Genomic DNA, 15135 nt, shown 5'->3' with positions numbered 1-15135 from the left:
CAAGCTCCAATTTAAACTTATTCAATAACTTTAAAATATTTTCATACAAGATTCAGCATTGAATTCTAGGTGATTCGGAACATGTCTCACTATTTTAGGTATACAAGTTTTGGAATGGATAATTTTAAGAGTCAACTTGGAACCCTATATAACAATATATCTTTCTCTAACTAATTATTTATTATAAACTAAGTGATTTAATATATACTTTATATTAAACCACTTAAAGATTTTACAGAACTGTTTAAATAAAAAAAGGTTGTCTCAACCTTTTTTAAGTTAAAAACAACCTTATTATTTACAATCTATAATTAAGCAACATTCTTTCCAGAACCTGTTTCTTTTGTGTCCTTTTTCTTTAAGTATAAGAATACTGGTAATCCTACTAATGTTAAAACTGTTCCTACAACAGCGTTAGTAAAGCTTGAAGTTAAACAGCTTATTACTATATATATACCTCCAATTATACCTACTAATGGTATTATTGGGAATAAAGGCACTTTATAACTTGCGTTCATTTTTCTCTTTCTTACTAAGAATACTCCAAATACTCCCATTACGAAGAATACCCATAATACGAATACTATCATATCAGTTAATGCTTGGAATGATCCACTTGCAACATATACTAATGCTATTACACTTAGTAATATTATTGAATTTATTGGAGTACCAAATTTAGGATTAATTTGTTCTAAAACAGCACTAGCTGGTAATTTTCTTTCTTTAGCCATAGCTACTGGCATTCTTGATCCAGCCATCATGTTTCCATTTAGAGCTCCAAAAACAGAAATCAACATACCAAGTGAAATAATAACTCCACCAATTGAACCAAATAACACTGATGCTGTATCAGCTGCAACTGCACTTGAACCTATAACCTGATCCATCGGTAATGTTTTTATTATACCAACACTGAATAGTACGTACACAGCCATAACTATTGTCAATCCGCCAATTATAGCTTTTGGTAAGTTCTTTTCTGGCTCTTTTATTTCACCAGCTAAAGTACCAACACTTATCCAACCATCATAAGCCCATAAACATCCTATTAACGCAGCTCCAAATCCGCCTGCTGTAAATCCGTTAAATGAAATTGTAGAAAGTTCTCCACTTTTACCGTTGATAATACCAAATATTATAATAGCTGCTAATGGTAAAAGTTTTCCAACTGTTGCTATAACTTGAACTTTACCTACTAACTTAGTTGACACCATATGTACTAATGCCATAAAAATTATTAAACCAACTGCTAATAATTTTTGTTGTGTTGCGCTTAATCCACCTAATAATGGTGATGCAGTTTCTGCTAAAACAATTGCGCTAGCTGCAATTACTGCTGGGAAATATATAACAACTTGAACCCATCCATACAAGAATCCAACAACGTCGCCATATAATTCTGTTAAATAAGCGTAAAGCCCACCTTCTTTTGGTATTGCTGATGCTATTTCTGCAACAGTTAATCCTGCACAAATAGTTATAAGACCAGCAATTAACCATGCTAAGATACCTAACAATGGTGATCCAGCTTCTTTAAAAACTACAGATGCTTTAAAGAACACACCTGAACCGATAACTACCCCTACAACAATTGAGATAGCTTCTTTTAAGCCCATACTTCTTTTGTTTTCTTGTGACATTAATTTCTCTCCATTTCTGTAAAAGATTTTTGAATAATTTTTTGACTAATTTGATTAATTAGTTATTTTGAATTGCAATGTTATTGTACTCGAAAATTGTCGATGATGCAACACATTTTTCAAAAAAATAATGATTTTTTGTTATTTTTTTATCTAACTTTTTAATGAAATTATCAAAATATTTATTCTTTATCTGTAGCGTTCTTAACCCCATATTCTATTTTATAAATAACATCTTTCTTTAGTAATAAATTTCTTAATAATGAAAATTTTAAATTAAATTTAAATGTTTATTATATTTTTTTTGCATATTTTTATTATTTTGAAATTTTGAAGTGGATATAAGAAAATTTTTAATTTTGTTTTTAGAACTTTATTCTATTTATTTTTTGTTTTTTCTTAGTTATTACTATTTTATATTGTTTCCATAAAAAATATAACAAGGTATTTACCCCATTAAAGTCAATAAATTTTTAACATACATATTTTTGACGTTTTTTGAAATTATTACACTATTATTGTCTTTTATTATTCTTACATAATTACTATTAAAAATTTATTTTAATAGTAATTATGTATTTTTTATACTTTTATAATCAACTCAAAATACTTCCAATATACAATTGCAATGATATTATCTTTTCATATTATTTTTCTGAATATTTCTTTTCAAAATTTAAATTTTTAATTTTTATCTTCACATATAAATCTATATAATAATTTTATTATTTTTGTAAACAATAAGAGTACAAAATTAAACTATACATTTTTAAACTGAACTTCAATCACTATATAAAGATTATTAAAATATAATACAGAAAGGAGATTGTTAGTACTCTAAGATAAAAATTATAACTTTAATTTTATTTTAAAGCATTAACATGTGTTTTATTATGGATAATAATAAAAATAGAATGAAAGAGGATTGGAAAACTCAATCTGAACTTAGAAAAATGTATCCTAAAGATGGTGCTGATGTTGGTATAATAAATGGTCATAAAATATCAAATCCTAAAGGCAAAAAAACAAATCAATAAAATTAAATTTAAAAAGAATATCTTAACTAGTTTAGATATTCTTTTTTAATTTAATTCCTACATTTATATAACACTTAAATAACAAGCTTTTTACACCTATTGAAAATTTAAAATAATATATTTAAACTCTAATTCTATTAAATAGTTTTATACATTTTCACTTGAAATTTAATGATAAATTGTACATAATAGTATTGATTATTATTTTCATCTACAAAGAAAGGACATTTTAATATGTGTAATATAAATAAAGGAATACTATTTATAATTTTATCTGCATTTGGTTTTGCAATGATGTCAGCTTTTGTTAAACTATCAGGCGACCTACCATCTTTTCAAAAAACTTTTTTCAGAAATTTAATTTCTTGTATAATATCTTTTTTTATAATCATAAAAAATAAGGAAAGTTTTTTTGGAAAAAAGGAAAACCAAAAAACTCTTTTATTAAGATCTGCATTTGGAACTATTGGAATAGTTTTAAACTTTTATGCAATTGATCATCTAATACTTTCAGATGCAAACATGCTTAACAAACTTAGTCCATTTTTTGTTATAATTTTTTCTGCTATATTTTTAAAGGAAAAAATTAAAACTAATCAAATACTAGCAGTTATTATTGCATTTTTAGGTGCACTATTTATTATAAGACCTGCATTAAGCATAGATTTGATTCCATATATTATAGGTATATTTTCAGCTATATCTGCTGCAGCCGCCTATACCTGTGTAAGATTCCTTGGTGGAAAAGAAAAATACTATACTGTAGTATTTTATTTTTCCTTCTTTTCTTTAATAGTACTTTTCCCCTTTTTAGTCTTAAGTTATAAACCTATGACAGTTATTCAACTTTTTTATTTATTGATGGCTGGTACTTTTGCAACTATAGGTCAATTCGGAATAACTCTTGCTTATAAATATGCACCTGCCAAAGAAATTTCTATATTTGATTATTCAAATATAGTATTTTCAGCTATAATTAGCATGATTGTATTTAATCAAACTCCAGATAAGTTCAGTTTGTTTGGTTATATAATAATATTTATATCATCATTTTATATGTTTCTATATAGTAAGAAGCTAGACAAATTAAATATTAAATAAAAAAACAGAGGTATACCTCTGTTTTTTCCCTTTAAAATAGCTACTATTCATATAATTTTATTTTAATGACTATGATTTTCACCATGATGGTTGCATATAACTTTTTTATCTTTAAGGTTTCCTAATATAAAAGATGCTATAACATCATTTACATTGCCATTAACTCCTCTTATAACTTCTAATCCCTTTTCTTTTAAAGCATTATAGGCACCTTGTCCAATTCCACCTGTTATAACAACTGAAACTCCTTCATTTACAAGTAGTTCAGATAAGCCACCATGATTATGTTGCAAGTCTTTTGAAGATATTTCTTTACATTCTTTAATATTAGAACCATCTAAATCTGCTATAAAAAAACTTTCACTTTTACCAAAATGCTGATTTATATATTCTCCATTCTTAGGCATAGCAATTTTCATAAATTCTTCCCCCTAACTAAAATCGTATACATAATCTAATTTATAATACACACAATTTATATAATATCATGTTACTTTACTCTAACTCCAACTTCATTACACACTTTTTCAGTTTGTATTTTAATATATCCTACCAATTAACCGTATTATATATATTAACCGTATATTATCTAAACTTTTCTAAGAAATTCTTTTATATCTATCATATCTACACTTCTATACTACAAACTAAAACTTTAACATTCTTTTTATTCTCTAGTAGAATTGTCAACTTCTCAGTTTTATCATTTTTTATTACTATGGCATTATATTTTTCTAATATTATGGAACTCTCGTTGATTTTTATAACAACGTTATCATCTATGGTATAAAGTACAAATACTTGTGCTGTATTAGGTTTACTTATTAGAATATTCTCTTCATTTCCTTTTAAAACACTTATATCTCCACTAGCATCACCCATTAACATCAAATTAAAATCTGTGACTTTACCAAAACTTTTAATTTTTAATTCTCCTGAAAACCTATAAATCTCATATGGTTTTAAATTTATAATAGCCCCATCTTCATGAAGTAATTTTAAATCATTATCTAATGTTGTTATTAATCTTTTTACATTTTTTAATTTCGTAAATGTAGATGTTTCTAGCTCGATAGTAGCTGAGCTTACCCTAAATTTAAAATTTCTTTCTTTATAGTCCCCATTTTCAGGATAAATATATATTTCTTTAGTTTTACCACCGCTCCAATTAGATATGTTTTGTTTATGTGGTTTTATAATTTTAATATCCACTTCTATACCTCGCCTCTTAACTAAGCTATATTTATGATAGAACTAATTATATAATTAGTTCTATCTTTTTTAATAAAATTCTATATTTTTAAAATTTAAAAAAATTTATATAAAAACAAAATTCTTGCATATATAACTTAAGAAGTAATTTTTACTCCTTATAATTTAATATCATCTACTTTTTCTAGCCAATCTCCTATTTCTTCTATTATAGAACTTACACAACCCTCTTCAAATGGAGATTTTAAATTAGCATACTTTACAAGATTTAAAAATGATTTAGTCCCCCCTATGTTACAAAGTCTTACATAATCTTTCCATGCGCTTTTTCTATCTTCTATCATTTTTTTCCAAAATTGAAGAGCACATATTTGTGCTAAAGTATAATCTATATAATAAAATGGCGTTTGGAATATATGACCCTGTTGCATCCACCAGCCACCTCTCTCTAAAAAATCACATTTTTCATAGTTTTTGTGTGGCAAATATTTTTTCTCTATATTTCGCCAAGCTTCTTTTCTTTCCCTTGGTGTTGCATTTGGATTTTCATATACATAATGTTGAAATTCATCTACTGTTATTCCATATGGTATAAATTTAATTGCTCCACCTAAATGAATAAACTTATATTTTTCTGTATCTTCTTTAAAAAACAATTCCATCCAAGGCCAAGTAAAAAACTCCATACTCATAGAATGTATTTCACAACTTTCATAAGTTGGAAAAGTACACTCTGGCATTTCAATCCATCTTGATTGATAAACTTGGAAAGCGTGACCTGCTTCATGTGTTAAAACATCTACATCACCAGAAGTACCATTAAAATTCGAAAAAATAAACGGTGCCTTATAATCTGGTATATAAGTACAGTATCCACCACTTTTTTTATGTTTTTTTGTAACAAGATTTAAAAGATTACCCTCTACCATAAAATCAAAAAATTCTTTTGTTTCATCTGAAAGCTCTGAGTACATTTTCATTCCATTGTGTATTATCCATTGTGGGTCCCCTTTTGGTGTTGCATTTCCACTTAGAAACTCAAATTTTTCATCAAAATATTCAAGTTTATTAATACCTAATCTCTTTCTTTGCCTTTCATAAAGCTTATTAGCAACAGGAACTATATAATCTAGTACTTGTTTTCTAAAAACTTTAACCATTTCTGGATTATAATCACTTCTCATCATTCTAATATATCCAAGTTCTACAAAATTTTTAAACCCCAATTTTTTGGCAATCTTATTTCTAACTTTAACTAACTTATCATATATGGCATCAAATTCTTCCTCGTGCTCTACAAAAAAATTATATTTTGATTTTCCAGCTCTTTCTCTAATATCTCTATCTTTTGAAATTAAGAATGGCCCCATAGATGACAAGTTTCTTTCTTCACCCTCAAAATTTATTTTACAAGATGCAATAAGCTTTGCATATTTTGAGCTTAATTTATTTTCAAGTTGTAAGTCTTCTATAATTTCACTCGAAAAAGCTTTTAATGAAAACTCTGCTAAATTTAAAAATTGAGTTCCAAATTCCTTTTCTAATTCTACTCTAAACTTAGAATTAACTATAGCTTCATAGAAACTTGAATTTATTTCTTCATATAACGGACCATAACTATCCCAATAATCTCGCTCTTCATCATAAAATTTATCCTTAGTATTAACATCATGTCTTATAGATGCTATAGTACTCATACTTTCCAAATTATTTCTCATTTTATTTATTTTTCTTACTATATTTAACTGATTGTCACTATTTTTTTCAATTTTAAATTTTTCTATTAAATTCAAAATATTATTTTTATACATTTCGTAATTAGGTCGTTCATATTTGTATTGTTCAAATTTCATAAAATTACCTCCAAACTTTACTTTTGATATAAACTGCTAAATCATTACTAAATAAACTTCTTTTATTATATAATACTCTAAATTTTATATAATTCAAATTTTATTTTATAAATTTTTTAAATATTTTATTAATTCAGTTAATTGTTAAACCTATTCAAATGCACTTTATTCTAGAAGCTACAAAACCCTCTTTCAACTTATATATTGTAAATTTAAAATAAATTTTTTTAAAATTCATAGATAAATTTAAATTGGTGTTGTTTAACTATATTTTTAAGATTCATGTTAAAATGGTATTAATTTATTATTTATAGTATTTTAAGGAGGTATATTAATGTATTTTGAAAAAACAGGAAAAGAAAACACAATAAAAACACTAGAATTAGCTCTTGAAACTGCTCGAAGCAGGAATATAAAACATATAGTTTTGGCATCAAGTAGTGGTGAGACCGCTTCTCTTCTTTCAAATGTAAAAGATATAAACATAATTTGTGTAACCCATGCTTATGGATTTAAAAATGGCGGAGAAAATGATATGTCTGACGATGTTAGAAAAAACTTAATCAAAAAAGGTGTAAAAGTTCTTTCTACTACACATGTTTTAAGTGGTGCTGAAAGAGGAATTTCTAAAAAATTTGGTGGCATATCTCCAGTTGAAATAATAGCATCTACTTTAAGAATGTTTGGTCAAGGAACAAAAGTTGCTGTAGAAGTTGCCATTATGGCTGCAGATAGTGGTTTAATCCCTTATGCAGAACCAATTATTTCTATAGGTGGTACTCATTATGGTGCAGATACTGCAATTATTATTAAACCAGACCATGCTAATAATATATTAGATACTAAAATAGAAGAAATAATTTGCAAACCTAGTTCTATCTAAATAATAAAGTATAAAAAATACAAGACATATGAAATAAAATAATGATCAAATTACTTGATCATTATTTTATTTCATATGTCTAATCTATATTAAAAGTTATTTATAACCTTTAATCTTTTTTACTATTTTTTATTATTTCTTGTTTCAAAACTTCCAAATCATCTTTTGTGTATTCATAAAATTCAGATTTTTCTGTTTCCAGTATAATTTTTTCAGCTTCCTCATACTCTCCACTAACGCAAAATTTTTTTGCTCTAATATATCCATTAGTTACATGCCATAATCCTTTTGCTATGTCTTTATCATCTTGTTTTTTCAATCTATTTGATGCTATAGCAAAAGATTCTAATGCTTCAACATAGTTATCCTCTTTTAAATATTTTTTCCCCTTATTTAAAGTTTCCATCCCTTCATCTGAAAAACACCCTGTTAAAAAAACACTTAAAAGAATGCATAAAGAAAGAAAAAAATTCTTCAAAGAACTCCCCCCTATCCATCTTTCTTAATATCTCATACTATAATTTTACAATATATATAATAAAAGTTAAAGCAAACTTTCTTTTAACTATTATTTCTAAAGTAACAATTCTATAGTAAATACATAAATTAAAGTATAGAAAGTGAAAGAAAATAATTGTTTTCTTTCACTAAAGCAACGAAATTGAATGAAAACTTTGAAATTTATTTCTAAATTGACTTATTCATATGTTTATACTTCAAGAAAAAAAAAGGGGGAACTATAAATGTCAATACCAGAAAATATATTATTAATAAGTAGAAAAGCAAGTGAAATTACAGATTTATTATATGAAAAAATGTGTGCTAAAACTGAAGAAGATAAAAATGAAATAGCTAAAAAAATAGAACTGGCTAAAGAAGATTTGGAGATCATAAAGAATAAAAGAGGGTAAATTTACCCTCTTTACTTTTTTTACATCATTCCTGGCCCACGTCTACATTGGTCAGCACAATCCATATCACAATGTGCTTTGCATCCTCTACCACATTCATAGCTGCATGATTGCATACAATAAGATTGACAATCTGATCCTAACGGTTGATCTTTTTTATTTTCTTCAAATAAATAATTCATAAAAAATCCTCCTTTTAATTTGAATCTTTTTATATAAAAACTAATTTTACTTTTGTTTTTAATAATAAATTTGTCCAAAGTTACAAATTAAGTTTTACTACTTACCTGATCACCTCCTTTAATAAATATAAAGAATATTTAAGTTATTGCTTTTCTATTAAAAATACTTCATTCGTAATAAAGTCTATTGTCCAATTACTGTTTTTACATGATTCCCATTTATATTTATCTATTTTTTCACTCCACCATATATTATATTTAGAATTCGCTTTTTCCTTTTCTATATCTATTTTATTTTGAAAACCTTTCTTTTCATAATCTGTTATTTTAAATGTATCTAAAGTTAAACTAAGTTCTTTTAATCCCATTATTCTTTCATATATAATTAGAATTTCTCTTTTTTCATCTTCATTTATATTTCCTAATTTTATCATTTTGCTAAACTCCTTTTTTAGATATTTTCTCTAACGGATCTAAATAATTTATTTTAGGTATAAGATTACAATCCTTTAAAACCCCAAGACTAACAAGCTCATTTTGTATTTCTCTTGACATGTTTCTTTCTAAATGACTTATTGTGCACTGGATTTTAGATGGAATGTTATATTCATTAGTTAATTTTTTATTTAAGTATTTACAATTTCTACACTGATAGGCATCGCATTGCTGACATATTCCTGCAGTTTCAGATTTCATTAAATGATTATTTTTAATATTTATCCCCTTTTCTAGATCACCAATAAAATTTTCTGGATTATCATAATAAAATGCTGGGCATATATATATTTTCCCATTTGGTGCTAATGCAAAAGTATCCTCTCCAGCTGTACAATTACACATATCTTCTCTATTCATTCTATCTGTTAATATATTCAACTTAGGCTCTAATCCATCTTTATATTGTATAATTATATTTTCTTTTAGCTTTTCTAATTCCATTTTGTATTTTTCTAACTCCACCTTACCCCATTCCTCTATATTTTCAAGTATTAAATTTATTCTTTTGTAACCTTCACATAATTCCGAAAACATATTGTTTATATTATCAATATTATCTTTATTTACAAGTAAAATAGCTATATCACCACAATCATTTTTCACTTTAGAATTATTATCATATACTATTATGTTATATCCTTGATTTTTCTTTTCCTCACTTCCAATAATAGATAATGCTTGCATATTACTCTTACTCTTACCTAAAATCACCGTATCAAAATCATTTTCTTTAGCAAATTTAAAAGCTTTATTTAATGTTTCATCGCTTGTAAATTTATTTTCTGATTTTAAATTTCTATATCCACAATGTGGCGTTACATTATCTGACATCATTATTTGTAAATATTTTGGCTTTCTATAGTATGTTCTATTAGCTTTTTTACGTTCTGATTCTATTCCTGTAGTATTTTCAAATTTTTTCCAAAAGTACTTATTTGCTCTTACATTAGCTTTATGCATTTTGCATATAAACGTAGCCCTTTGATAAACTGTATTAGTATCTGCACTATCATAATTAAACCCTGTACACCATGCACATCCACTAGCTACATCACAATCTACACATTCCTTAGGACTTTGTGATTCTAATGATAGTACACTAAATGGTCTTAATTTATCATAATTTATACCACTATCAACATCACCTATGCATAATCCGGTTTTATTATTAAGTGTAAAATCTACAAATCTTATACAGGGATAATATTTTCCATCAGCACTTATAGCTAACATCTTTCCCGCACCACAAAAGTTAGATTTTTTAGCTTCTTTATCTATAGGAAACCCTATCTTAGGATCAAAAAATCTTACTGAATATTCATTCCAAAGCTTATTTTCAATAATATAATCGGCAAGTTCTTTAAGTTGAGCTTCAAAAATATCATCATCACCTTGTTCCCAAACATCTTCAAATATAACATTTGCAGACACTGTTTTAATTCCTAAATTCCAAAGACTTATCACACTATCTTTTATATACGGCAAATCATCATGGGCAAAAGTAGCCTTAGTTTCTGATTTTGGAAACTGTTTTAACCATAATGGAACTCTCTTTACAACCTCATCATAAGAACCAGTATCGTTTGGAAAAACTCTTTGCATATCGTGTTTTGTTTTGTTTCCATCTACACTTATTCCTATAGATATGTGATTTCTGTTTTTTTCTATATATCTTTGAACCTCTGAAGAGTCATATAATAAACCATTTGTGGAAATACTAAATCTATATGAATTAAACCATGGATGGTCTAATAAAAACATTTGTTGCTTTATATAATCTGAAATTTTGTCAATCAAGTTTATTTCCAAAAGAGGTTCCCCCCCTATAAAATCCCAAACTACTGAACTAGAATTAAAATTTTTTCTATCATTTAATATATAGTCTACGGCTTTTTTTGCAGTATCAAAAGACATTTTCTTGAAGTTGTTTTTTTTAGACATATAACAATATTTACATCTTAAATTGCAATCCTCAGTTACAGAAAAGGTTATAGTTTTTGCATTTCCATCAAACCCTCTCCATGCTTTTTCTAATTGACCCATCTTAATTGATGAATTCTCCATTTCCATCACTCCCCATTTTTTTATTTAACTGTTTTAATAACAACTATGCTTACTACTTTGAACTACGTATTATATTAAGTAATTGCATTAATATTTTTTATTTCATCATCGTAAAGTTTTTTATAATAAATATTTTCATTTATTAGCTGTTTATGATTACCACATCCAACAACCCTTCCATTACTTAAAACAATTATTTCATCACAATCTATGATTGTTGATAATCTATGAGCTACAATTATTATTGTTCTATTTTCACTTAGTACATCTATAGTTTTTTTTATAAATTGTTGTGATTGATTATCTAATGATGACGTAGCCTCATCAAATAATAAAATTTTTGACTTTTTTATAATTGCTCTTGCTATAGCCAACCTTTGTTTTTGTCCGCCTGATAAATTAACTCCATTTTCTCCAACTATAGAATCATATTGATTGGGTAAACTCATTATAAAGTCATGAATATACGCCAATTTACAAGCATTGTATATTTCATCTTCTGTACAATTTAAAATTCCTATTTTTATATTTTCTTTTATAGACATATTAAATAGAAAGGGCTCCTGCCTAACTATTGAAATATTAGTTGTTATTGAATCTTCATCTAATTCTTTAATACTTATACCATCTATCTTTATATCTCCATTATCATAATCATACAATCTTAAAATTAAACTTAATATAGTGCTTTTTCCAGAGCCACTTTTACCTACAATTGCTAGTTTTTTATTAGGTTCAGTCTTAAACGTAATATTATCTATAACAGTATTTATATCATCATAGCTAAAGATTACATTTTCAAAATTTATATTTCCTTCTACAGTATTTAATTTCACTTGTCCAAATTTCTGTATTTTATAATTAAAGTTATCCATCAAACTAAATATTCTTTCTAAAGAAGCTAACCCTTGTTGAATTTTAGAGTTCATCCTCGTTACATTCATAAGCGCTGCTGAAAATTGTTTAGAATAAGCTATAAAGGCTATAAATAGTTCTAATGATAATTTATTTTTTAAAACAAACCAACTTCCAATTCCAATTACCGCCATTGATGTTCCTATATTAATCGCTAATGATATATTTTGTGATTTAGCGTTTAACTTTGCCATTTCAATGTCTTTAACTTTTATTTTTTCAGTAATATTATTAAATTGAGTTAAATTATATTTTTTTAATCCTAATGCTCTTATTTCTCTAATTCCCGAAAAAGACTGATTTATATTAGATATATATACATCTCCTATTTTTTTTAGTTCTCTGCTTTTATTTTTTAATTTTTTTCCAAAATATAAAAAAACATAATATGAAATAGGAAAAGCTACCATAACTATTATTCCTAACGTTATATTAATACTAAATACAATAACTCCTATAATTAATCCATTTAAAACATCAATTATTACACCGATAAAATCACCAGTTATTATATTTGTTAATGTAAAACAATCATTTTGCAATCTCGATATAAACTCACCTATAGGAATCTCATCAAAAGCTTTTATAGGAAAGTTAATTATTTTTTTATACATATCATTTTGTAAGTTTTTAACTATATTTGAATTTATATATGTTTCTTGAACTAATTGAAAATAACTTACCACTAGCTGTACACAAGATGTAACTATTAAAATACTAATATATTTAAATATATTTTTACCTTCATTTTTAGCTATTGCGGATATTATAAGACCATACATATATGGACTTATAAGTCCTAATAATATTATTGCTACAATAGACAAAAATAATATTATTAATGAATTTCTATATGGGTTTGAATAAACAAATGCTTTTTTCAATAAGTTAATATCATTTTTATCTAAATTTTTTAGCTTCATATGATCTCCTTTCCATGCTTTTGTCTATCTTCTTTGTCAGCTATTTTTACTATATGAGAGTTTTTTTTATTTTATAACTTTTACTTTTCACAAAATTTTTACATAAAATAAGTTAGATTCATAAACTTTTAAATTTTTTAATATCACTGTTAGTCATATACAATTAAGCAATATTATATTTTTCCTAATTGTTAACAGGATTTCACAATAATAAAAAGGCATTATTTCATGTAAGAAATAATGCCTTTTTATTTTAATTTAATACTCTTTCTAACCCAATTAAAGCAGCACCTATAGCTCCGCATATTTGTGCTTCTTTAGGTACTATTAATTTACTGTTTAATTTTTCTTCTATAGCCAAAACTACACCATAATTTTTAGAAACTCCTCCAGTTATCATAAATAAATCATTTAATCCAATCCTTTTTACAAGTGATAATACTTTACAGGCCACAGATTTATTTATACTATGCACTATATCCTCTATATTTTCATTTTGAGCTATTAACGCTATAACCTCCGATTCAGCAAACACACTACACATACTAGAAATTGTAAGTTCTTTATTCCATTTAACTCCCACTTCACTCATATAATTTAAATCCAAATCTAGAGTTCTTGCCATTAATTCCAAAAATCGTCCTGTTCCTGCAGCACATTTATCATTCATTACAAATTCTTCTACATCTCCATTACTATTTATTCTTATAGCCTTGCTATCTTGCCCTCCTATATCAATTACAGTTCTTATATTTTTGTTTAAAAAATTTGCACCCTTTCCATGACAAGTTATCTCAGTTACTTTTTCATCTGCAAATGGAACTGAGATTCTCCCATATCCAGTAGCCACAATAAAACTTAATTGGCTTTTTTTTAAGTTTGCATTTTTCAAAACATCTTCTAGTGCCATATTAATACTGTTTAAGGATTTTGCCCCTGTTTTTAAAATAGTTTCTCCTAAAATTTCTTTCTTCTCATTTAATATAACTGCATTTGTAGATGTTGATCCACTATCTATTCCACATACATAAATATCACTTTTTATTTTTTTCTCACTAACTTCTTCTTTTTTAATGTGCATACTTTCCATCAATCCCTCAATCCTCGTTGATATTTGTCCATGACAACTTTTAGTATAGTCTGTTTCTATTTTAACTATAGGAACATCAACTTTTTCTTTAATATCAACATATTCAAAATTATAATAGTCGCAAAATTTAACTGTATTATATATAATCCCTTTAATATTAGGTTCCTTTAAAAGATTTTTTCTTTTTTCTATATTCTCCATTCTCATACAAGGATTTTTATTTAAAATTTCTTTGCTATATAAATAAATTATTTCATCTAATTTGCTTATATTTTTAATCTTTAAATAAAAATTTTCCGTCTGTGAGCATGTACAATTTCTTACATTTAAAGATGAAATTTTTTTTATATAGTTTTCATCTTCTTTACTCAATCTATTTCCTAATATAGTTACACATGAATCATCTTCATCTTTTGCTTTAACTTCTTTAAACTGATTTTTGAATTTTTCAATATTAAAATCCTTCTTAGAAAAATCCTCATATGCTTTTATAAACTTTAACAGTTCATCTTTAAATAAATTTATAGAATATTCATTTATTTTTTTAGGTAAATCTATAATATAACAAAACTCTACTTTTTTATCCTTATCTAATATATCTTTTGTTCTTCTTAATGAATCACAACAATTCATAAAAACTATTTCTTTTATCTTAAGTAATTTTATATTTTCCATTATAGCTTTAGAATAACTACATAAATTATTATGACCTACTGTATGTGCTGTTTCAAAATCATTCACAGAAGAATTTAATTCCGTGCAATGCATATCAAAACCTTCAAATATTTCTTTAGGTGTATATTTACAAACATATCCTATCATT

14 protein-coding genes are annotated in these 15135 nt (G+C 25.8%); 4 read left to right on the top strand and 10 right to left on the bottom strand.

Annotation, left to right across the window (positions count from 1 at the left end):
* Window positions 1-311: 311 nt before the first annotated feature.
* Window positions 312-1643, bottom strand: coding sequence for an APC family permease (locus ACYUE0_RS09670; protein WP_460270363.1), 1332 nt, complete (start codon window positions 1641-1643; stop codon window positions 312-314).
* Between the two features lie 893 nt (window positions 1644-2536).
* On the opposite strand from ACYUE0_RS09670, the gene ACYUE0_RS09665 reads away from it, so the two are divergent.
* Window positions 2537-2680: a hypothetical protein gene (locus tag ACYUE0_RS09665; protein WP_164474736.1), complete on the top strand. Its 144-nt coding sequence runs from the start codon at window positions 2537-2539 to the stop codon at window positions 2678-2680.
* 234 nt (window positions 2681-2914) lie between these two features.
* The gene (locus ACYUE0_RS09660) at window positions 2915-3781 is read left to right on the top strand and encodes a DMT family transporter (RefSeq protein ID WP_460270361.1); all 867 of its coding nucleotides are present in this window, start codon (window positions 2915-2917) and stop codon (window positions 3779-3781) included.
* Between the two features lie 62 nt (window positions 3782-3843).
* Here the strand turns inward: ACYUE0_RS09660 and ACYUE0_RS09655 are convergent, their stop codons facing one another.
* The 3 genes from ACYUE0_RS09655 to ACYUE0_RS09645 all read right to left on the bottom strand — a co-directional run bounded on the left by ACYUE0_RS09655 (window position 3844) and on the right by ACYUE0_RS09645 (window position 6846).
* Window positions 3844-4200 carry a NifB/NifX family molybdenum-iron cluster-binding protein gene (locus ACYUE0_RS09655; RefSeq protein ID WP_061994502.1) on the bottom strand — a complete coding sequence of 119 codons (357 nt, stop codon included), beginning with the start codon at window positions 4198-4200 and terminating at the stop codon, window positions 3844-3846.
* Between the two features lie 208 nt (window positions 4201-4408).
* Window positions 4409-4993: a HutD family protein gene (locus tag ACYUE0_RS09650; protein WP_460270360.1), complete on the bottom strand. Its 585-nt coding sequence runs from the start codon at window positions 4991-4993 to the stop codon at window positions 4409-4411.
* A gap of 158 nt (window positions 4994-5151) precedes the next feature.
* Window positions 5152-6846 carry a M3 family oligoendopeptidase gene (locus ACYUE0_RS09645; RefSeq protein WP_460270358.1) on the bottom strand — a complete coding sequence of 565 codons (1695 nt, stop codon included), beginning with the start codon at window positions 6844-6846 and terminating at the stop codon, window positions 5152-5154.
* Between the two features lie 334 nt (window positions 6847-7180).
* Between ACYUE0_RS09645 and ACYUE0_RS09640 the strand changes: the two genes are divergently transcribed.
* Window positions 7181-7729, top strand: a complete 549-nt coding sequence (locus tag ACYUE0_RS09640) for a pyruvate kinase alpha/beta domain-containing protein (RefSeq protein ID WP_460270357.1) — start codon at window positions 7181-7183, stop codon at window positions 7727-7729.
* Between the two features lie 109 nt (window positions 7730-7838).
* Here the strand turns inward: ACYUE0_RS09640 and ACYUE0_RS09635 are convergent, their stop codons facing one another.
* A complete protein-coding gene (locus ACYUE0_RS09635) occupies window positions 7839-8207 on the bottom strand; it encodes a hypothetical protein (RefSeq protein WP_061994506.1) in 369 nt (122 codons plus the stop codon).
* 265 nt (window positions 8208-8472) lie between these two features.
* Here ACYUE0_RS09635 and ACYUE0_RS09630 point away from each other — a divergent pair, with 265 nt between their 5' ends.
* Window positions 8473-8640 carry a hypothetical protein gene (locus tag ACYUE0_RS09630; protein WP_460270356.1) on the top strand — a complete coding sequence of 56 codons (168 nt, stop codon included), beginning with the start codon at window positions 8473-8475 and terminating at the stop codon, window positions 8638-8640.
* A 20-nt stretch (window positions 8641-8660) separates the two neighbouring features.
* On the opposite strand, the gene ACYUE0_RS09625 is transcribed toward ACYUE0_RS09630, so the two are convergent.
* The 5 genes from ACYUE0_RS09625 to ACYUE0_RS09605 form a co-directional block, all read right to left on the bottom strand.
* Window positions 8661-8822, bottom strand: coding sequence for a hypothetical protein (locus tag ACYUE0_RS09625; RefSeq protein WP_157450835.1), 162 nt, complete (start codon window positions 8820-8822; stop codon window positions 8661-8663).
* A gap of 143 nt (window positions 8823-8965) precedes the next feature.
* The gene (locus tag ACYUE0_RS09620; RefSeq protein ID WP_460270355.1) at window positions 8966-9256 is read right to left on the bottom strand and encodes a CXXX repeat peptide modification system protein; all 291 of its coding nucleotides are present in this window, start codon (window positions 9254-9256) and stop codon (window positions 8966-8968) included.
* A 4-nt stretch (window positions 9257-9260) separates the two neighbouring features.
* Window positions 9261-11384 (bottom strand): radical SAM peptide maturase, CXXX-repeat target family, encoded by a 2124-nt coding sequence (locus ACYUE0_RS09615; protein WP_460270354.1) that lies wholly within the window; start codon window positions 11382-11384, stop codon window positions 9261-9263.
* Between the two features lie 74 nt (window positions 11385-11458).
* Window positions 11459-13222, bottom strand: a complete 1764-nt coding sequence (locus ACYUE0_RS09610) for an ABC transporter ATP-binding protein (RefSeq protein WP_460270353.1) — start codon at window positions 13220-13222, stop codon at window positions 11459-11461.
* A gap of 253 nt (window positions 13223-13475) precedes the next feature.
* Window positions 13476-15134: an acyl-CoA dehydratase activase gene (locus ACYUE0_RS09605; protein ID WP_199870026.1), complete on the bottom strand. Its 1659-nt coding sequence runs from the start codon at window positions 15132-15134 to the stop codon at window positions 13476-13478.
* Between the last annotated feature and the right edge of the window lies 1 nt (window position 15135).

The sequence above is a fragment of the Clostridium sp. CTA-19 genome (genome assembly GCF_054767855.1).
The sequence above is the reverse complement of the archived record's forward strand: the minus strand, read 5'-3'. Positions and strand labels throughout refer to the sequence as shown.